This is a genomic window from Nonomuraea sp. NPDC050451 (assembly GCF_044458585.1).
This window is the reverse complement of sequence record NZ_JBITHZ010000018.1, coordinates 71690-89610: the sequence shown is the minus strand read 5'-3', so window position 1 is coordinate 89610 and position 17921 is coordinate 71690. Positions and strand designations below refer to the sequence as shown.

18 protein-coding genes and 1 tRNA gene are annotated in these 17921 nt (G+C 64.2%); 9 read left to right on the top strand and 10 right to left on the bottom strand.

What is annotated here, in order from left to right:
* Positions 1–16 precede the first annotated feature (16 nt).
* Positions 17–466: a tyrosine-type recombinase/integrase gene (locus ACIBI9_RS40245; RefSeq protein WP_397230409.1), complete on the bottom strand. Its 450-nt coding sequence runs from the start codon at positions 464–466 to the stop codon at positions 17–19.
* Between the two features lie 375 nt (positions 467–841).
* On the opposite strand from ACIBI9_RS40245, the gene ACIBI9_RS40240 reads away from it, so the two are divergent.
* Positions 842–1717, top strand: a complete 876-nt coding sequence (locus ACIBI9_RS40240) for an alpha/beta fold hydrolase (RefSeq protein ID WP_397230407.1) — start codon at positions 842–844, stop codon at positions 1715–1717.
* 138 nt (positions 1718–1855) lie between these two features.
* Here the strand turns inward: ACIBI9_RS40240 and ACIBI9_RS40235 are convergent, their stop codons facing one another.
* The 3 genes from ACIBI9_RS40235 to ACIBI9_RS40225 form a co-directional block, all read right to left on the bottom strand.
* A complete protein-coding gene (locus ACIBI9_RS40235) occupies positions 1856–2044 on the bottom strand; it encodes a response regulator transcription factor (protein WP_397230635.1) in 189 nt (62 codons plus the stop codon).
* 358 nt (positions 2045–2402) lie between these two features.
* The gene (locus ACIBI9_RS40230) at positions 2403–3032 is read right to left on the bottom strand and encodes a hypothetical protein (protein ID WP_397230405.1); all 630 of its coding nucleotides are present in this window, start codon (positions 3030–3032) and stop codon (positions 2403–2405) included.
* 47 nt (positions 3033–3079) lie between these two features.
* Positions 3080–3403, bottom strand: coding sequence for a hypothetical protein (locus ACIBI9_RS40225; RefSeq protein ID WP_397230403.1), 324 nt, complete (start codon positions 3401–3403; stop codon positions 3080–3082).
* Between the two features lie 551 nt (positions 3404–3954).
* Here ACIBI9_RS40225 and ACIBI9_RS40220 point away from each other — a divergent pair.
* Positions 3955–4050: transfer RNA gene (locus ACIBI9_RS40220), tRNA-Arg, on the top strand.
* A 285-nt stretch (positions 4051–4335) separates the two neighbouring features.
* On the opposite strand, the gene ACIBI9_RS40215 is transcribed toward ACIBI9_RS40220, so the two are convergent.
* Positions 4336–5349 carry an HNH endonuclease gene (locus ACIBI9_RS40215; RefSeq protein WP_397230401.1) on the bottom strand — a complete coding sequence of 338 codons (1014 nt, stop codon included), beginning with the start codon at positions 5347–5349 and terminating at the stop codon, positions 4336–4338.
* A gap of 126 nt (positions 5350–5475) precedes the next feature.
* Here ACIBI9_RS40215 and ACIBI9_RS40210 point away from each other — a divergent pair, with 126 nt between their 5' ends.
* Both ACIBI9_RS40210 and ACIBI9_RS40205 read left to right on the top strand, forming a co-directional pair.
* Positions 5476–5775 (top strand): hypothetical protein, encoded by a 300-nt coding sequence (locus ACIBI9_RS40210; protein WP_397230399.1) that lies wholly within the window; start codon positions 5476–5478, stop codon positions 5773–5775.
* Between the two features lie 432 nt (positions 5776–6207).
* Entirely contained in the window at positions 6208–7335 is a 1128-nt protein-coding gene (locus tag ACIBI9_RS40205) for a hypothetical protein (protein WP_397230397.1), read from the top strand.
* A 228-nt stretch (positions 7336–7563) separates the two neighbouring features.
* Here the strand turns inward: ACIBI9_RS40205 and ACIBI9_RS40200 are convergent, their stop codons facing one another.
* On the bottom strand, positions 7564–8109 hold the full coding sequence (locus ACIBI9_RS40200; protein WP_397230395.1) for a GIY-YIG nuclease family protein: 546 nt from the start codon (positions 8107–8109) through the stop codon (positions 7564–7566).
* Positions 8110–8216: 107 nt separating this feature from the next.
* A complete protein-coding gene (locus tag ACIBI9_RS40195; protein WP_397230393.1) occupies positions 8217–10100 on the bottom strand; it encodes a DNA/RNA helicase domain-containing protein in 1884 nt (627 codons plus the stop codon).
* A 295-nt stretch (positions 10101–10395) separates the two neighbouring features.
* Between ACIBI9_RS40195 and ACIBI9_RS40190 the strand changes: the two genes are divergently transcribed.
* The 5 genes from ACIBI9_RS40190 to ACIBI9_RS40170 all read left to right on the top strand — a co-directional run bounded on the left by ACIBI9_RS40190 (position 10396) and on the right by ACIBI9_RS40170 (position 14547).
* Positions 10396–11055: an HAD family hydrolase gene (locus tag ACIBI9_RS40190; protein WP_397230391.1), complete on the top strand. Its 660-nt coding sequence runs from the start codon at positions 10396–10398 to the stop codon at positions 11053–11055.
* A gap of 107 nt (positions 11056–11162) precedes the next feature.
* Complete coding sequence (locus ACIBI9_RS40185) at positions 11163–11456, top strand: hypothetical protein (protein WP_397230389.1); 294 nt, start codon at positions 11163–11165, stop codon at positions 11454–11456.
* Between the two features lie 38 nt (positions 11457–11494).
* A complete protein-coding gene (locus ACIBI9_RS40180; RefSeq protein WP_397230387.1) occupies positions 11495–13495 on the top strand; it encodes a hypothetical protein in 2001 nt (666 codons plus the stop codon).
* Between the two features lie 95 nt (positions 13496–13590).
* Positions 13591–14037 carry a hypothetical protein gene (locus ACIBI9_RS40175; RefSeq protein WP_397230385.1) on the top strand — a complete coding sequence of 149 codons (447 nt, stop codon included), beginning with the start codon at positions 13591–13593 and terminating at the stop codon, positions 14035–14037.
* A 267-nt stretch (positions 14038–14304) separates the two neighbouring features.
* Positions 14305–14547: a hypothetical protein gene (locus ACIBI9_RS40170; protein WP_397230383.1), complete on the top strand. Its 243-nt coding sequence runs from the start codon at positions 14305–14307 to the stop codon at positions 14545–14547.
* Between the two features lie 306 nt (positions 14548–14853).
* Here the strand turns inward: ACIBI9_RS40170 and ACIBI9_RS40165 are convergent, their stop codons facing one another.
* From ACIBI9_RS40165 to ACIBI9_RS40155, 3 genes are read right to left on the bottom strand one after another with little or no spacing between them, the layout of a single operon-like run.
* A complete protein-coding gene (locus ACIBI9_RS40165) occupies positions 14854–16218 on the bottom strand; it encodes a tyrosine-type recombinase/integrase (RefSeq protein WP_397230381.1) in 1365 nt (454 codons plus the stop codon).
* Positions 16215–16406, bottom strand: coding sequence for a helix-turn-helix transcriptional regulator (locus tag ACIBI9_RS40160; RefSeq protein ID WP_397230379.1), 192 nt, complete (start codon positions 16404–16406; stop codon positions 16215–16217). The genes ACIBI9_RS40165 and ACIBI9_RS40160 overlap by 4 nt, the downstream gene beginning before the upstream one ends.
* A complete protein-coding gene (locus tag ACIBI9_RS40155; RefSeq protein WP_397230633.1) occupies positions 16399–17733 on the bottom strand; it encodes a replication initiator in 1335 nt (444 codons plus the stop codon). Before ACIBI9_RS40155 ends, ACIBI9_RS40160 begins: the two co-directional genes overlap by 8 nt.
* Positions 17734–17921 lie beyond the last annotated feature (188 nt).

The following is a 17921-nucleotide window of genomic DNA, read 5'->3' as shown; positions in this document are numbered from 1 at the left end:
AAGCGATCCCGGGTGCCTAGCCGTACCGGCGGGTGGTCTCAAGGCGGGCATGTCCAAGGATCTCGGCGACGAGAACGAGATCCGTTTTGCCGCGAACCAGCGTTGTGGCGAGCGTATGTCTGAGGACGTGGGCGGTGGTGGGATCGGCCAGGCCCGCTCGCTGGGCGATCGTGGCGATGATGCCGCTGGCGGCGCGGGCGGCGAGCCGCCCGCCCTTGGCGTTCAGGAAGAGCGCGGGGTTGGCGTCAGCTTCGGGCCAGGTGGGCCGCTCGTCAAGCCATACCTGCAGCTCGGGATGGAGCTTGGGGTGGATCTCGACCTCGCGGAACTTGTCGCCCTTGCCGTACAACCGCAGTTTTCCCTTGCGGGCCGAGAGGCGAACGTCGTCGACGTCGAGCCGGACCACTTCGCTGATGCGGGCGCCGGCATAGTAGGGGATGAGGCGGCCCCGTCGCGCAGCAGCCACATGCGGTAGTCGCGCACCGCCCAGTCCGCGCTTGAATGTCGGTGAGCGGATCGGCGTCGTAGCTGGTGGCGTGGTCGGCGAGCCAGGCCAGGTATACCCGGGAGCGGTGTAGCAAGGGCTCCCGCGCACCGCGGCGTAATCTCGGTAGCGGATTCGCCGTCTTCGAGTGGCCGTGACCGCGGAATCTCGCAAGTCACACCTGGGTGTGTACTTCCGAGATGGCGTTAATCTCGGAAGTGGCGAAGGTCGTGGTGAGAGAACATGCCGCATCCGGCGGTCCGCAGCGGTTTCGTCGCAGGTGTGCGGCGCGCTGTTCTCGGCCGGGCCATCGGTAAATGTCGGCGTTCGGCAGCAGGTAGCCGCTACCGTGCCTTCATGTTGGATGCGCACGAGCGATTTGTGCCCTCGGGGCCGCTGCGGATTTGGACTGAGAGGATCGGGGATCCTGGGCTTCCCGCTGTTTTGATGGTCATGGGGTCGGCTGCTCAGGGTGTCAGTTGCCCTGATGCACTGGTTGGTCGGCTTGTTGAGCGTGGGGTTCAGGTGATCCGGTTCGATCATCGGGACACCGGTCGGTCCAGCGTTGTCGACTTCGATGCTCACCCGTACACGCTCGGGGACATGGCTCGCGACTGCCTGGCTGTGCTGGACGGTTATGGACTGAGCTCCGCTCATGTGGCTGGGACTTCCATGGGCGGCATGATCGCGCAGCGGCTGGGAGTGCACGCGCCGGACCGGGTCCGGTCGTTGACGGTGATGTCCAGCTCGCCGATGGGTCATGATCCGAGTCCGGCGTGGGCCCGGGCGAGGGCCGGGGAGCCGGCCGACCCGGATGATCTACCGCCGCCGTCGCCGGCGTTTCTCGCGCATATGGCCGCCGGGCTGCCGCCGGGAGTGGAGTCCGACGTGGCCTTGTTCCGGGTCTTCAACGGGCCGGTTCGGCCGTTCGACGAGCCGGCCGCCCGGGCGATGCTGGAGCTGGCGCTGTCGCGGGCTGCCGACCCGGCGGCCGCGGCCAACCATCACCGGGCCGCGTGGATGGACGCCCCTGACCTGCTCGCTCCGCTGTCGTCGATCACCGCGCCGACCTCGATCGTGCACGGCGACCAGGATCCGGTCTATCCGCTCGGTCACGGCGAGGCCCTGGCTGCCGCGATTCCGGGCGCGGTACTGCACGTCGTGTCCGGGATGGGCCATGTCATGACATCACCTGGCCTGCCCGAGGAGGTCGCCGACCTGGTCCGGCTGTGACCCGCCTTACGGGGGCGGGGCCGCGCCGATGAAGGGGTGCCGGTAAGAAACGTGCCAGTGCTGAGCCCCAAACGGGCGGGATATCCGGGTCCGGTTCGGTGCGGGCGTTGAGGACGACCGCGGCCTCCTTCAGAGGCTTCACGTGTGTGCCGCGGCTCCCGACGTCAAGGAGGCGGCATAGTGATCGAGGAACAGCCGGGCGATCAGGTCGCCGCGTGAACCGGTGCCCGACTTGGCGAAGATCGACTTCAGGTGGTCCTGCACTGTGTACGACGACACATGCAGCCGACCAGCGATCTGCTTGGTGGACAAGCCCTTGGCCACCAGCTCGGTGACCCGGCGCCCGCCGCCGCGGCAAGAACAGAGCCATCGTCGCCGTCGGCCGCTCCATCCTCACCATCATCTGGCACCTGCTGTCCGACCCCGACGCTCACTTCATCGACCTGGGCGCCGATTTCTACGACACCCGCATCGGTCCCGAACGCAAGAGGCGCAACCACGTCCGCCAGCTCGAAGCCCTCGGCTACCGGGTCATCTTGGAACCTGCGGTCTGATCGGCTGACCTGCTCACCAGCCTCGGCGCACCGAGCACGCCGGGGCTTGCTGCCGTGTTCCTACTTACGCTCCGATTTTCGGATCAGAAGCCGGTCTGAAAGTACAGAGTGTGGCCGAGTCGTTTCCAGGGTCAGGGTTGCGCACGTATGACGGCGAGGGCGATCTCACCGCTGACGGCGTGGGCCGCAACCACAGGCGCGACAGCACTGTCGACGGTGACGGTGGCTTGGCTAGCCGAACCGGACGCGTAACTCACACTGTCCACCAGAGCCTCCTCCACAACAAGCGAAGGCCCTAGGGCGCCGGGTCTACGCCCAGGCACGTGAACAAGCTGGACATGTTCCCCGCGCTGTAGGTCATAGGGCGCCTGGCCAGGCTTGAGGGCGAGTCCCACCTTGACGGTCTTGCCCGCGACCGCTCCGCTGTCGCCTGCCGCAGCCATCGGCTGGGTGAGCAGTGTCCCCGGAAGCACTGTGACCGTGGCGACGGTCTCGGCGACACGATCACGCTGAGACCAAGGCCAATAAGACACCCCCTCATCGGCGATGCGAGCTTCCTGCAGCGCGTCGCGACCGAAGGGCTGACCGGCGCCGGTCCGCTTGGTGACGCGGATAACGGAGGTACGCTCATCGGCGCGCATCACCAGCAGGGTTGTGGCCAGGGCACCACCAAGCACGAGCAGCACAGCGAGCGCGGCGAGCCCCGGCCGGCGTTGACGAGCCTGCTGCGGCAGCCCACGGGAAGCGGCCCCGGCCAGCACACCGTTCCTCCGGTCGTCTACGAGATGGAGTCGTCCTGGAAATTCGCCTACAGGTTGCGGGCCGGGTTACACCAGCGCCACGAGCCACCATTGGGATCGACGTCCGGACCGTAGCAAAACCTGGCCCACTTGATGGAGCCGAAGAAGACCGAATCCAGGACACATCCCCGCTTAGGTCCGGCCTGCAGCAGGATCGTCCGGCCGATCGTGGTCTTGTACTCCACAGCCACCTTGTCCTCGTCGTCGAGGCGATCACACAGTGCCACGTTCTTCCGGTCAGCGCTAATCTCCACGTCGCCGAGCTGACCATACGCATCGGTCCACGGATGCGCGGACGCCAACACAGGCCCAGTCACCAGCAACGAACCCACCAACACTCCCGGCGCCACCGTCGCTCACCGTGACATCGCCTCTCCTCTCCTCTCCTCTCCTCTCCTCGGAACCCACACCATGATGCCACCCACTGTAATTGAACGTAATCGAAGTGTAGCGGATAGGTAAAGCACGCGATCCCTAAATGACCGTCGACCACAGCCCCTCAAGACAACAGAGCCACTGCCCGGATGGGCCACATACCCCAAGGCGGACAGGCAGATTTGCACAAATGTGGCAAAAGATACCCGCCCTTAAGACGCTGACCACGGCCATACGGAACAGCTGACGTTCTTCTGACATCTGTCGCAACGCCAGACCGTCGGCCACCGCACACAGCGAACACCGAGAAGCGGATCCGGCTCTCTATGGCCATGGCCCCCTCGTTGTCACTCGGGACGAACGGCCCACCATCTCCGTTAGAGCACCCGCACCCGAAGAGCGGGTACACCTTCCACTCTCCCATCAGGCAGATTGTCCGAACAGGGAAAACAGCAATCAAGAAATACATGGCGGAAGGTCATCGTCGAGGAACTGATGCACATCGAGCGCCAGCTACATATCCCCCATTACAAGACATACTGGACTCCAGACAGCTCCCGCTCTCCTAAAGCGGGTGCCGCAGGTTCGAATCCTGCCGGGGGCACTCTTCTTCACCAGGCATTTCGCCTTCTGACCTGCGGTTTCTCTGCCGCGGGTCTTTTGCCTACCAGACCCTGGATAGGTCGCTGAGGGCAGCCAAATGCAGCCGTAGGACCTTGATCAGGGGACATACGGGGGATGATCTTGGCGAGTTGTCTCCGGGCTCACATAAGCCTGGCTGATGCTCAACCGAGCTACCCGCAGCCGCCCGCTACCCCGCACAGACGATGAGCTGTACCGGACAGCCCCACTGGCAGGTGGCAGCGAACTGTCTGACTGCCCCACGCCGCTATTGGAGCCGGCTACGCGCTTCTTTGATGAAGTCCCACCATTCGCCCACGCGTCCACCTGAATAGCCGTGCCCCTTCAGCGTCAGTTGGAGGGTTCGCTTCAGCGGATGCGGTGACTGCATGATCGCCTCGTTCCGCAGAGCCAGACGGGTGAGCTGGCCCTGCGAGGGCGGCTGGTTGCTCTTCTGCCCGTTGCAAGGCCTGTGCGCGGGGGCAAGGTTCCAGATCGCGTCCAGGTCGACGTCCGTACCGCTCAGGAGCCGCTTGAAGGAGTACGGAAACACGTGGTCGACCGCGACCTCATCGACACCGGGGATGAGCGGTTGAGCGCAGATGATGCAGCGACCATGCTGAAACCCGATGACGGCCTCGGTGACCCCAGCGACTGAGCGCCGCCGTTCTTTGTCGGTGATCCGCAGCGTCTCCAGATCGACCGCGACGCCCTCCTCGACCAGACTTCGGCCTACCCCGGCAGCGAAGGAGGTCTCAACGATGCTCCACCTGGCAGCCAGTTCCGCCTGCAGGGTCGACCTCTGCTCCGACAGGGCGACCTCACGGAGGTGCTCTGTCAGCTTGACCACCCGTTCCCGAGCGCTGCCAGTCACCTCGTAGAAGCGATGAGGTATCTCAGCACCGCCGTTGCCGCGCAGATTGTGAAACTTCTGCATCACCATCTCCGGCATCGACTTCATTGCGGCAGCGAGCAGCTTCTCGGTGGGGGAACCAAGCCGTACGGACTCTGCGGCCTCCTCCTGCGCCACGGTCAGGAAGTCGGCCCCGCCGGTAACACTCCTCTGCGAGGCCTGGGGCGCCTGCGCCAGATGCTCCACCAGGCTCATCGCGTACGGCCCGGCTAGCTCCCGTAGAGGGAGGTCGGTGCGTCCTTCGGCAGCGGCGCCCAGCAGCGCCTCCCCCAAGGCGAACTTGTAAGTACGCGAGTTGGCGCCCATGAGCACCGCCAGCCTCCATGAGGAGCGAGCGGTCGGTTCTTCGCGAAAGAACTCCACAGTCATCCGTACATACCAGCCTTGATCGCGTTTCGACCGGTTCAGGGTAGTTCGCGACCAGGTGAATGTCACTGAAGCTCGATAGGCTCGGGATCCTTGCAGGTAGGCCGCTCGAAGCGAAGGACGTGGAGCATGGGCAAACTGGTTCGGGACAAGATTCCGGATATCATCCGCCAAGGCGGTGAACAACCGGTCATTACCGTGCTCGACGACGTCGATTACCGCAACGCTCTGCTGACCAAATTGTTTGAAGAGGCCACCGAACTTGGCGAAGCGTCTCCCTCCGAAGTCGCTGAGGAGATCGCCGATGTGTACGAAGTCCTACGCGCGCTAGCTACGGTCCATGGGCACGACTGGAGTGCGATCGAGAAGGTGGCAGCCAGCAAACGCAAGGAGCGCGGAGGGTTTCGCCATCGTCTTTACCTGGCGTGAAAGGTCATGGCCCCACACCTGAGCTATGGGGATCTGCTGGTCAGATGTGGTTTGCAGGCGTTTGAGCATGACGGGGATGTTCTCGGTGTCTATGCGTACGATGGGCAGGTTCAGAGCCTGGAACAGGTCGTGCCCTCACAGCAGGCAGCCGAGTTCGGCGACGGTAGCCGGGTGCCCGGGGCCTGCTCGCCGGGCCTGATTACGTCGCCCGCCGATACCAAGCGGGGCCCAGGTAGCCGACGGGACATTACGCTGGCCATCACCCAATAAGGGGCTGGTACAACCTGTACCGCTTGCACTGAAGCCTGGACTACCGTAGCCCTGCTGACTACGAGATCACCCAAGCGGCGTGACCACCACGCCGAGGTGTCTGCCTTAGCGGAACAAACTCACTATCGAGTCGTTTTGAGGGGGAGAACCACAATGGCTGGAATGCTGTACTACCCGCTCATCAACCCGCCGCCGGCCGTGCTCAACCACGCCATTCTGTACTGGGACGAGATCGCGACCATCGTTCCTGAGACGGATTACGAGCGCTACCTGCATCGCCCGCTGAGGCAAGTCGACGACGCGGGTCTGTACCGGCCCGTCACCTTCAGCTCCCATCGGATGATGATCCGAGATCTGTTCAGCGGCCGTCCCCGCGACCTGGAAAGCGACGGCAACGCATACGACAAGCCAGCGCACACTGCTGAGGTCTTGCGGGAGTTGCGCCGGTCCGTGCCGCTCGACGACCTACTGCCGCCTCGCACGGTGACCGACAGGGATAATTCGCTGCTGTGGCCGATGAAATTCTCCACTGCCCTGGTCGATGCGCTCGTGGATGACGGGCTTGCCCGCTGGCACCATGCACCCGAATACCGGCGCCTGGTGGTTTCTCCGGCGTTGCAGACGTGTCTCCTCGGCATGCAGGCGGAACTGATAGCAGCTCAAGCGAACGTAGGCATGGACGAGGTTAGAGACCGGGGCAGGGTCAGAAACCTCATCCCCCACACTGACCGTACCGAGGTCTGGCGCTTCGTTCATGGCGCCGACAGGGAAGACGGGATGTCAGATCGGTATCCAAGCAGATCAAACCGTACCGACGCCCTCCTGCTCGAAGTAGGACGTCTGCTGCCGTCCCCCGGCTCGAACGCCTCCACCGACGCCGTGATCGCTTTCCGGAACCGCTACAACGACGAACGCCTCCGTCTCATCGTCGCTCTGCACCGCCTCATCCGCGAAATTCACCGGCAGCCTGCCCGATCAGAAGGCGGCAGCGATGTCGGCGCACTCGCCGAGCTGTTGCTCAACATGCGACTCGAGCTCGACCAGGCGCAGCGGGACATGGACAAAGCCGGCCGCGCAGTTGGCATGGAGTGGGTGCGCCGCTCCGTCTCCGTCATGATCGCTGTAGGGGGCGCCGCAGCTGCATACGCATCCCAAGACTGGGAGTGGCTGCTCGGTGTGGTCGCCGGTATCGGCGTCAACGTTGCCACCAACCGCACCCACGCAGGATGGCGTGACAACCAGTTCTCCTACCTGCACCGCGTCGACAAAGCACTCACAAGCGGCCAGTAGAGGCAGCCGACCTGTCGGGCGGGGCAGCAGTTGGGAGACGTGGTGATAAGACGGTCTCTGAACAGCGCCGGGATTGCTCGCTCAACCACGCCACTAACCGAGCAGATAACGCCCCGACCAGCCCGCCTTTGCCCCACCAAAGGCAAAGGGGACATCGGCCCACGCAGCGCCTTCTCGATGCTCGGTGGGCAACGATGAGCACGCGCATGACACCGGCGCCGCAAGCTTTCAAGAGCTGATCGGAAGGTTACGCGCATGGGCGCGAGCCGAGGCTCGGAGACCACTCAAGTACGGATGGAAATCGTGACGGCGGTTCTGATCCAAGTTGAGGGGAAGGTCCAGCTGAGCGATCAGTGCGGACTCTCCCGTCCAAGGCTCGTCATGACGGACCCAACACACGCGGGCGTGCTCTGCCATCCACTCCGTCAGTTCCTTCTCGCCAGCCTGGCCGAAGGTCAACCGCTTCCCGCTACCTACCCGTCGGAGCTCAAGCCCGAGCAGGCAACCGAGGCTGAGCCGCAGAGTGGAGCCCTCAGCGTTGCCGCGGAAGTGATACCGCACCCTGCTCCGGAGATTCTGCCTGCTGGCTCGGGTCGCCATGCGGCGGGGAGCGATCCCCACGTAGAGGAGACAGTCAGCCGGCAGGCTCGGATGCGGAGGCTGGGTGAAGTACCATCCATAGATGCCTGCAGCACGAGGCACCGGGCTTGGGCGGGTAAGGACTTCCGCTGCTTCCCACAACTTGACCGGATTCAGCAGCCCAGCGGTGTCCATCCTTAGCCTCCAGTCTTATCCGTGCAGGAAGGCTAAAGCACGCCACCGACAATGCGGATGAGGGTGCTGCAGCGGATACCGGGCAGGTTCGAACCCTGCCCGGTCGCTCATACCTGCGATTCCAGCAGTCCCGAGAGGAACTCTTGCGTCGCCGGATCGACCGAGTACACGGCGGTGCCCATCATGCCGCGGGTCAGCAGCACCTTGTAGGTGTTACGGATCAACCGGTCCGCCTGTTCGTCGCTGACTCCCCTCCGCATGAGCGCCGGGTCCTTGCTGGCGCTGCGAACAGTGACCAACCTGCCGTCGCGGTAGACGAAGTCCGGGCCGAAGATCACGCCGTTCCAGTCGTACTCGAAGCCCTGCGCGGTGTAGACGCACCCCACCTGCTCGAAACCACCGGCCGCCGAGGCCCACAAGGCGCTGGCCGGCGCGTTCCCCACAGCCCTGTCACCCTTGACGTTCCACGGCCGCGCCCAATCACCGATTCGCACGTCGGCGACCAGGCTGTCATCCTCGCTCGGCGCGCTCCAGGGCCAGCAGAACCCGGCTGTCATCCGTGCCGAGTATCCCGCTTGAAGCCGAGCTCGGAGCATGGCCTCCAACTCGTACGGGGACTCGGTAAGGGAGACGGCGAAATGATCGTCCCCCTTCCATACCTCTGGAGCATCGCCGTCCAAGCCCAGCAGGCGCAGCACCCACTCCTCGTACTTGCGGCTCCCACCGCAGCGGAATTGCGCGTCCAGATCGACCTGGTGAACGTCGAGGCCGAGGGATTCGGCGTAGGCGGTGATGTCGGCGACGCGCCCCATCTCGCCCGGTCGTACCACCTGATGCTCATCCAGCAGGAAGACTGGCACTCTCGCTGCGTTGATCAGCTCATCCAACTGCGGCCGGCCCGTTCGCTGGTCCGATCTCGTGAACCTGTTGGCCGAGGTCTCGCGAATGCGGTGGGCCTCGTCGCAGATCAGGACATCCAACTCGTTGGGCTTGGCTGTCATGAAGTTGTTGAAGTACTTGAACATCGCCTTCAGCCGGGTCGACCCCTTGGCGACGACGCGCCTCATCGTCTCGGTGAAGGAGCGTGAACCGGTGGCATGCAGAGCCGAATATCCATGGCCGGAGAGCTCACCCAGCAGGGACAGCGCGATGACGCTCTTGCCAGAACCAGGCCCTCCGGTGATGATCACCACTTGCTTCGAATTGCTCGCTCGAGCCTTCTCCACCGCATGCATGACCATCTCGTAGGCCAGCCGCTGCTCGGCCAGCAGGACGAACTGATCACGGTTCTTGATCTCGCCGGCAGCGACCTTGAGTAGTTGCTTGGACGGCCGGATGGAACTGGACAGCAGGCGATCGGCTGCAGCAGCACCCGGCTCGGGCGCGAACTGTGCCTTGAGGTAGTCGACGAACTGACCGCGGCGTGTCTTGCTGAAGAGCCGGGTGCGTTCGTCCTCGACGTGGTCATAGAGATCGTGGATGTCCGGGTCGCTGGCGTTGTGCAGGTAGGCAACCCCACGCACGGCGTTCCGATGCTGGTCCAGGGCTCCGACGAAGTCGGCCAGGTATTCGCAGTAGCTCCGCACCTGCACAACTGGGTGAAGCTTGGGCCGCGGGCCCATGCCGGACACCAGGACGAGCTCAGCGTCATCCTCGTACAGCTCGGCCTGGCTCCACTGTTTGAGTTCGACGATCAGATAGGAGTCGGCTCCCGTACACCGGTCGCGTCCGGCGAGAATGACGTCCGCCCGCTTGCTGGTTAACGGCAGTTGGTACTCGATGAGCATCTCGACGCCACCGAGCCCAGCTTCGACCAGATCTCGGGCCAAGATCGGGATGCTGCGGTCCCAGGACCTGCGTTCCCCTCTGCCTGGGTTGATGCCTTGGGTGGCGCGCAGATTCTCAGCAATCACCTCGCTGAGAACACGTTCGGGCACCGACTCAGACACCAACTGGACAAGGCTTTCCGCCGAGTGCCGGAAAACGGCCACGGATCTACCCCCAGGCAGCACGAAAGACTCGTGCGGTATGGGGGCGTGTCCGCTACTGGGGCGGAAGCCCGTCGGGCCGCATCACCGATACGTCAAAGATTAGCGGGATCTTGCCTCGATCCACTCCCTGATAAGCCAACGAAAGCCTCGACTGGAGCAGCCCGCATCACCTCTCCGCAATTCGAGGCGCCGGATCACTTGTTACGGCCCGATGATTCGGTAGGCACTGTCCGAGGTACGCAGCGGGTACAGGACGGACTGTTGTCGCCGGGAGGTTCCCACCTAGGGTGTCATCGTGCAGCGCCTTGCCCTCTTCGACCTCGACAGGACGCTCATTGACCTCAACGGCGCGTTCCTGCGGTGGGCCGAGGAGTTCGCTGAGCAACATCGTTTGGAGTCTGAAGACATCTCCTGGCTCACCTCCCTGGATCAGGGCGTACACCCTCACCGAGACGTCTTCTTCACCCAGGTGCGCGAGCACTTCGCGCTGCTGGCACCGGTCGAGGAGCTATGGGCAGGCTACCGTCAGCGGATGCCGTACCTCGTGGAGTGTTACCCCGGTGTCCTGGCGGAGTTGGGTGACCTGCGGGCCGCGGGGTGGCGAGTAGGGATCGTCACAAATGGCATGGCGGACAACCAGCTCGGCAAGCTCCGCCGAACCGGCCTGGCTGACGTGGTCGACGGCTATGCCGTGTCAGGGGTTGAGGGTGTCCGGAAGCCGGATGCTCGTCTCTTCCAGATCGCCGCTCAGCGGTGCGGCGCCAGCCTCACCGAGGGCGGTTGGATGGTGGGCGACAACCTCGTCGCGGACATCGCAGGTGCTCAGGCTGCGGGTCTGCGTGGGATCTGGGTCGATCGAGGTACGTGGGCAGGGCATGAACATCGGGCCGATCACGTGGTGGCGGGCGTAGCCGAGGCCATTGCCATCATGCGTGATACGTATCAGCCGGGATAAATGTTGAGCTTATGCCGTATGAGCAGTTCGGCTCGACCGCGCCACGACAGCCCTTTATCGTCATATTGATCCATAGATAGCCGTCCTCAAGGTCCAAAGGATCCAGGATGATGGCGACCCAGGAACAACTCGCCGCTGCGCGACGGACGATCGAACAGTTACGTGACCAGCACGCCAACGACGTGCGCAAGCTCATCGGCCTGCTCGAAGACGGCGCGATGAAGGGCAAGGCCGCCGACAAACTGCTCAAGGACTGCCAGGTCTGGGAGGCGGCCTACCGAGGCTTCTTCAACCGAGCTCTGGCACTGGTCGAGTCCGTACATCCCGATCCCGCCAAGCCAGCAGACCCCTTAGAACTGTGGCCACCACCCCTGAACCTGCCGTGGAAGGCCGGCGGATGAGCCCGTCTCCGAACCGGATCGGTATCGACCCAGCCCTGATGACTCAGCTCATCGGCGAGATCAAGCGCCTCAAGCAGGCATGGCCGGACGCGGATGCGCAGATTGCCAGAGCCCTGAGCTCGATCGGCACCAGCATGACCGGACCAGGCACACTCAGGGACGTCGCCTCCCAGATCGCCCAGCAGATCCCCGACCTCCAGCGGCGCCTGGACCTCATCATCTCTACCCAGAAGATCGGACTCGACAAGGGCGTCGTGTGGGCGGAGGAGACACTCTGGGTGTCGAACTCACCGGCAAGCGGCGCCGCAGCGGCCAAGACCGTAGCCGACCAGCTTCGCGAAGCAGTCAGGGATACTGCTAGCGGTGAGGGGACACTCTCCAAGGAGACCTTGGATCTGCTGGAGCAACACCAGCACGATCCCTACTTCGCCGTCGCCTTCGCCAAGGAGATGCCGCCGAAGGACCTGAAGGCGCTACTGGAACGTCTGTACCTGGCGCACCGAGGATCCTTGGAGGACGACTGGACAAAGCCGTCGTCGTCCTCCGTTATGGACCGTCTGGCACGAGCTCTCAGTGTGACGTTGGGAACGGCCTCGCGCGGAGTCGGCGAGATGAAGCTCCCCAAGACCTATGTCGACGAACTGATTGCTACCGACGACGATCCGATGAGCGGCCGCATGGCCGACGAGCTCCTGCGCTACGGCACCTTCGACGACGCGTTCCTCCGCGAGGTCGCCAACAAGGTCTTCGACAACGCACAGAAGCCGCCATCCCAGCAGCAGGACATCATCAAGTTCGGGCCCGGCCTTGCAGCCGCTCTGGGGAACAACGCCAGAGTCGCTCAAGACTTCTTCACCGACCCCGCACGTAAGCCCCTGTCCTTCCTGATGCGAGACAACTTCTGGGGCAGCGGCAGCGGTGAACTCGGCCGGGCCATCGAGGCAGCCACGACAAGATTCCGCGACCAAGGCCAACCTCCCGGGACTTCACGGGGGTACAAGTCGGCCTTGATCGCGTCCTGGGCCGTCCACTTCTGGTCAGACCGGCGAGCGCAGGCCAACCTTCCCGATACGCGGCAGAGCGCCGCCCGCGTCTTCTCTGCCTACATGGGCGATGTCCATCGAGCTGCTATTACTGGTTTCCCAGAGCCCATAGGCGTAAATCCGCAGCCTGACTCTGACCCGAACCTTCCTGGCAAGCAGCCTTATGGAGCCATGTTCGACGGCGGCGCGGTCAAGACCGTGATGACCTGGGCTTTCAAAGACCCGCACGCACTGAAAATCGCAGTCGAAGGGCATGGCGAGTACAGCACAAAGGTTCTGGACGCCCAAGGAAAGACGATCCGCGAGACGGTCGACACCGCATTCACCGAATGGCGAAGCACTCATCCGAATGCATCGAAAGGCGAGCAGCAGGAATATCGTCAGAAGCTGCTTACCGACAACATGAACAGCAACCCAGGAAAGCTGTTCAACGCGCAGACCAATGCTCTCGGCAAGTCGCTCCACCTAATAGTCGATGCGGGAAATTTGACCAATATCAACGAGGCAGACCAGAAGGACGAGAAAAGCAAGGCATTTAAGGACGGCGTGTCCAGGACGCTCAAGCTGGCACTCACTCCAGCAGGAGACTGGGTCGTCGCCGGCTACGAATTTCTTGAAGGCCCGATTAGTGACAGTATCAAGCCTGCCGAAGGCAAGGCCGCCCGCAGCAAGGGAGAGGCAACCCTCCGTGAGAGCCAGCGCCTTTTCAAAGACTTAACGGCAAATGTAATGATGCGCTACGGGCTGTTCGGAGACGGATCAACAAAGGGTTCCGCACATCCTCACGCATCCGAGAACTACACCAAGGGGTCAGAAGGCGACTTCCTCACCAACGACCAGATTATCCCTCGTAGTCAGATGACTTGGCAGCAGCAGTTTGCTTACAATGAGTGGCTTAAGAGCCCTCCGGCCTCTGCCGTCTTCCACGAGATCGACCGAGCTGTCTGGGAGGGGTTCCAGTTGGACGTTCCTCCATATCCGGAGGCAGAGGAATGAGAATTCGGCCGGCTCTAGCCTTATTGGCTGTCACCCTCATCACGACAGCAGCGTGTTCATCGCCTTCCCCGGTAGATCGCCGTCCACTCGGCAGCGTGACAACACCGCCTGTGGAATGTGGTCTGCTTTCCAGCCAAGCTATTGGTCGAGCCATTGGATTTAGCAACTTCTACGCGACTGGCTCCACATCAGCGAACGATTTCTCGCATTGCGTCGTTAGCAAATCGCCGAGCATCCGAGATAAGGCTTCGATGACCGTCGAGCTACATAATCCCTTTCCTTCAACTATGCAGAGTCTGGAAAATGGGAAAGTAAGAGACAGAGGAGTCGCCCTGCCGAACGGTATCGGCCCCGGCTACAGCGCATCAATAGTGGATACAGACGGAAACATCGTTGGAGCCAAGGCCTTCGCCTGGACACAGGACGGCACCAAAGTGCTCGCCATCCAGATCGTCAAGGGAGCACCGGGGCGAGATCACCAAGCGGACGCCATCGAGTTCGCCCGTCAACTCCGTCCCCTTCTCTTGACCTCGACCCCGTAACGACCGCGCTATCCGTGGAGAAGGTGACACGCCCGATTACGGATGAGGAACTCTGAGCGGGCCGGCGGAAAGAGCTCGTCACAGTTCGCGGCGATCAATGGAGCCTCGCGCCTCCTGCTGCTCTCCTGAGGAACCACGGGCCTGGTATCTCTCGGGCGCTGAGGGGGCGTCGCAGGCGTCGTGTGCTGCGTCCTGGGGGCATCTTGGTAACGCGGGCGGGGCACAGTCGAGCCCTGTGATCGGTGACGGTCCCGTGTCCGTTCCGCCTTGTCCTTCGACTGCTTGCGATCTTTCCGCGGCGCCGCCGAGGGCGAAGACGTATCGGGGGCGGGCGTGTGCGTCGCTGGCGAGGTGAGCACGACCGGGCGTTCAGCAAGGCTCGGGCGAGGCGTCGACATCGAGGCGGCCTTCGTCGAAGGCGAGGCGTTGCCATTGCCCCATGCACCCGACCAGGCGCCGAAGCTGGCACAGGCCAGGAGGCCGGCGATGAGCACCGACCAGGTCAGATGATCTCGATTTCGCAGGTGTGATCGCTCAGGTGGGGCGGGGGTCGAATACGTTCGCCAGTCGAGAGAGTCGGACGCGGTGAGGTGCCTGGGCCGATTCGGAAGCGGCAGGCCGTACGGTGGGCGCCGCAGCCGGCGGAGATCTTGGCGTGTGGGGTGATCTTGATCTTCGCGCATGATCCTCCCTACTCGCTGCCCGTGCCTGTCAGCGTGCCGCAAGGCACCCACATCCAACGGGAACGACTCGGCAAAGACAGCGTTGCAAGACGAACCGGCCCCGGGACGCTCGGGGCCGGAGATGGATGAAGGGCTATTGGTCCAGGGCGTCGTTGATCTTTCCGTTGATCTGCTCTTGCTGGCCGTCCATGCACTTCGCGTAGACCCGCAGCAGGACGTCAACGCTGTGTCCGGCCCGCTTGGCGACTTCCGGGGCCGGGACGCCCGCGTTCAACCAGAGCGACACCGCCGCGTGGCGGAGGTCGTACGGCCTGGCCGCCAGCGACGAGGCGACCTGTGCTGGGCTGAGGGCGAGCTTGCGGGCTTCCTGCCAGACGTAGGAGTGCGCCGAACTGGAGTAGGTGCCACCGGTTCCGGTGCTGAAGATCCTCCCGTCCTTGGCTGTGCCGAACTCGGCGACGTGCTCACGGAGCATCGCCACCAGGACGGGCGGGATCGGGATCTCACGTGTCTCCTTGTCCGCGCGGTGCTTCAGACTGCGCGACTCGTGGGTCTGGCCAGAGTCGGTCCAGCGCTTCGTTGCCTGGGGTCGCGCCTTCTCCAGGACGATCAGACCCCAGCCCGTCTCGGGCAGCGTGCAGTTCGTCAGCCGCAGGTCCGCCGCCTCCTCCGGCCGCAACGCCGCGTAGTAGATGCAGGCGAACAGCGCCTTGAGGCGAGGACCGCGCTTGCGGCCCACCTTGGGCACGGCGTCGAGGAGTCGCCGGGCTTGGGCCGGGTTCACCACGGTACGTGGGTCTACGACCGTGACGGCCTTCGGGGCCGTCCATTTGATCTCGTCCAGCGGATTGCCGCTGAACACCTTCTCCTCCACCGCATGCTCCAGCAGGTGATGGAGGATGGCGCGCTTGCGCCGCACCGTGTTAGCTCCTGCTGAGGCTCCGGCGAAGGTGACCGAGATGGCCGCGAGCGCCGTACGAAGGACATACGGCTCCTTCAACGCGGACAGCGGGAGGGACGCCCGCTCCAGCCAGCCCAATGCCGCACTCTGCGCCGCGGTCAGGGCAGGGCGCCTCTTCTCCGGGATGAGCGCGTAGGTCCTCAGGACTTCCCGCAGTTCCTCGGTTGTGGGACGCCGCGGCGCGTCTGTCACCAGGGCAGGAACCAGCGACAGGAGCGCGTAGGCGTCCGTCTCCCGAGTGCGGGCCGCCGACGAATTCCAGCGGCGGAGCACGTACGCCTGGGCGAACTCGAAGAACGTCGGGCCGGAGGACGCACGCGCCAGCATCGACACCGGCAATCCGGTGGCGGTGTCGAACTCCTCCCCCGCCTTCGCCGCCTGCCGCAGGTCGGACATGAAGGCGTTGGCCAGGCCCTTGGTCCGGAAGCTCTTCGATTTGGGCTTGCCCGCGACGCGCCAGCGGGCGATGAACAAAGGCGTGTCGCGGTCCGTGCGGTGCTGAATCGTGCCGAGCTTCACGTCGTACGTGGCGTTCACACCGTCTCCCGTCGTGAGTCCAGCCAGGTCATGAGGTCGCTCCGCCAGACGCGGAGTTCGAGGTTGGGCAACTGGACGCAGACCGGCGCACGGCCCAGTTCGCGCCAGCGGTAGAAGGTGCGGCGGGAGACTCCGCCGAGTTCGGCGAGCACCTCCGGGACGGTCAGCAACTCGTCGCGCCTACTCATCGGTCATCACCGCCGGCCCCGGGAGACGGGTGCCGGTGAGCGCAGCCGCGAGAGCCTGCTCTCCGATGGAGAGCCCTTGACCGGCGTACTCCCAATGGGCGATCACAAGGACGGTGTCCTCGTCGAACAGCGGGAGCCGTCCGGTGCTGACCTCCTCGGCACGCATGTGCTCCTCACGCGCGGCGCGGAGGTCGCCGAGAGTGGTGGAGTAGCGGCGGCTCTTGGTGGAGAAGTGGCCGCGGAAGCCGAGCATGTGAGCCCAGTGAACGAGCCTGAGGTTGGCCAAGCCGGAGTGGCTTCCCAGACGCATGCACGCCGCGATTAGTCGGCGCGCGTGCTCGCGAACGGGCAACTCGTCGAGGTTGTCGAGAGGCTGGACACGCCGGTCCAGGGTGCCGACGCATTCGGCGGCCTTGGTGGCGTACTTGGCGATATAGGCGGCAACGGCCTGCTCAGTAAGATCGCCGTCCATCGTGATGCGGCGGGCGTCGAGCTGTGTGCCCCAGCGGAACGTCCGGCTGAGCGGCTCGACCTCCGTAGTGACGACCTCCGCCGCGTGCTGGGCGGCTTCCGCCAGAGCATCAGCGCTCGCCCAGGCCGGTGGCGGCGAGGACGGTCCGTCAGGGCCGTCGAGGCGAATCACCGCGTGGAAGTGGACGACGCCTCGACGCTGGTACTCGGCGACCTTGGCGAAAGAGATCATCACCTGTTCGCGCAGGGCCTTGACGGTCAGGCCGTTGAGCCTGGCGAAGCGTCGGCGCAGAGCCAGGGTGAAGCGCCGCCACAGCTCAGGACTGACCGCGTTGAACAGAACGGAGCCGTCGTAGTCGTAACAGTCGGGGCAGAGCGGCTCCCCGAGCCGTTGATCGTCGGCGCTGTGCCGATCGGTGCAGGACATGGCCTGTCCGTGTGAGCACGTCTCGGCATCGCGGCGGGCGTGGCAGGGCAGGACCTTGCCGTTCTTCTCCCGCCGAGTATGGACCGCTCCAAACGATGGCGCAGTGAGAGTGACGAACAGGCACGGGTGGCCGTTGACGGTTTCGGGCACGCCCTTGCCGCCGACGAGGCCGGCGCGGACGAGCTGGTAGGTGTCGGCCCGGTAGACCTCGGCACAGGCCGGGCAGCGGGAGGCGCGGCGGGTCTTGCACGGTACACGCAGGACGCCGTTGGGTTCGGTGCGGGTGGTGTAGCGGTGCAGGAGGTAGCCGGTGGCTTGGTCGTAGTGTTCGACCTTGCCGCGCAGGTGGATGGGTTGGCGGCAGCCGCCGGTGCGCTTGATCTGGCTGGCCCAGCGGTCGTAGTCGGGTTGGTGGAGCCGGTGGATCATCCCGGCCACAGCGTGAGAGTGGGCAACGTGGGGCAAGATGGGTTCCGTCCTATCCAGTGACGCTGGTGTGGATGGCCCCCGGCCTGGCGGACGTCTTGGCGGATGTGTGGCCAGGCGGGGGGCGCTACGGCGTTATGCGCCGTGGTTGTCGATGCCGGTGCCGTTGCAGTCGGCGCAGGTCTGGTCGT